The organism is Corynebacterium pollutisoli, from assembly GCF_900177745.1.
GTDB classification, from domain to species: Bacteria; Actinomycetota; Actinomycetes; order Mycobacteriales; family Mycobacteriaceae; genus Corynebacterium; species Corynebacterium pollutisoli.
Genome location: NZ_FXAR01000015.1, coordinates 1 through 1,452, shown reverse-complemented (window position 1 = coordinate 1,452; position 1,452 = coordinate 1). Strand labels below are relative to the sequence as shown.

The 1,452-nt window shown below is 62.0% G+C and carries 1 protein-coding gene; it reads left to right on the top strand.

The window, feature by feature from the left end; genetic code table 11:
• Positions 1-120: 120 nt before the first annotated feature.
• Complete coding sequence (locus B9Y70_RS12535) at positions 121-1,359, top strand: IS256 family transposase (RefSeq protein WP_085550602.1); 1,239 nt, start codon at positions 121-123, stop codon at positions 1,357-1,359.
• Positions 1,360-1,452 lie beyond the last annotated feature (93 nt).

Genomic DNA, 1,452 nt, shown 5'->3' with positions numbered 1-1,452 from the left:
CGGTGACGTCCGTTAGCGTGGTGTATCTGTAACTGCCGGTGAGGACCCCATGGAAGATGTGGGCGACCACCGCAGTACCTTTCGAATCAACTCCTACATCTCCTCGAAAGGGACACTACGATGGCCGCTGGCCCCCATTCTATCGACCCCACCACCTATCTCGACGACCTGCTGTCTCAAGCCTCTCCGGACCTGATGAGACAGATGCTGCAGAACTTCATCAACCAGATCCTGTCCACCCAGGCCGACCAGATCTGCGGCGCCGATTACGCCACCACATCCGAGTCCCGCACCAACGTCCGCAACGGCTACCGCCACCGCGACCTCGACACCAGAGTCGGCACCATCGACGTCGCCGTGCCGAAACTACGCACCGGTTCCTTCTTCCCGGACTGGCTGCTGGAACGACGTACCCGGGCCGAACGGGCCCTGACCACCGTGATCGCCACCTGCTACCTCAAAGGCGTCTCGACCCGCAGGATGAACGACCTGGTGGCCACCCTGGGGATCAACAACCTGTCGAAGTCGCAGGTCTCAGAGATGGCCAAGGATCTTGATCAAATGGTGGAGGACTTCCGGACTCGACCCCTGGGTACCGGCCCCTACCTGTATGTTTCCTGTGACGCATTGACGATGAAGGTCCGCGAAGGCGGGCGCGTGGTCAAAACCTCCGTCCTGCTGGCCACCGGAGTCAACGCCGAAGGCTACCGCGAACTACTCGGTATGCAGGTCGCCACATCCGAGTCGGTGGCCTCCTGGACCGGGTTCTTCCGCGACCTGAAAGCCCGCGGCCTGAATGAGGTGTACCTGGTCACCAGCGACGCGCACTTGGGGATCCAGCACGCCATCGGCGACGTCTTGCCCAACGCCTCCTGGCAACGCTGCCGCACGCACTTCGCTAAGAACCTCTCCGGTCTGGTGCCCAAGACGCAGTGGCCGACATTGTCGGCGATGTTTCAGACGATCTTCCAGCAACCTGACGCCCAGGCTGTGTGGGATCAGGCACGGGAGGTGGTGGGCTTTTGTGAGCAGAAGTTCCCGCATGTCGCGGACTATCTCGAGGAGTCCCTCGACGAGCTGCTGGCTTTCACCCACGCCCCGAAGGCGGTGTGGACGAAGGTGTGGTCGAACAACCCGACCGAAAGGCTCAACCGGGAGATCCGCCGGCGCACCGACGTCGTCGGGATCTTCCCCAACCGCGACGCCGTGATCCGCCTCGTCGGTGCCGTGTTGGCGGAGCAGCACGATGATTGGATCCAGCAGAAGCGCTACATGTCGTTGACGAGCCTGGAGCAGACGAAGGCGATGATGGCTGCCCACCTCATCGATGCCGGCGACACCGTTCAGGAGGTCGCATGAGCCAGTCTCACCATCGGGCTCGTGCCGGTCCCTGACACCGTCATGCTGCTTGTTTTATCGAAAGGCAGATACACCACTTCCGCGGACTTGACC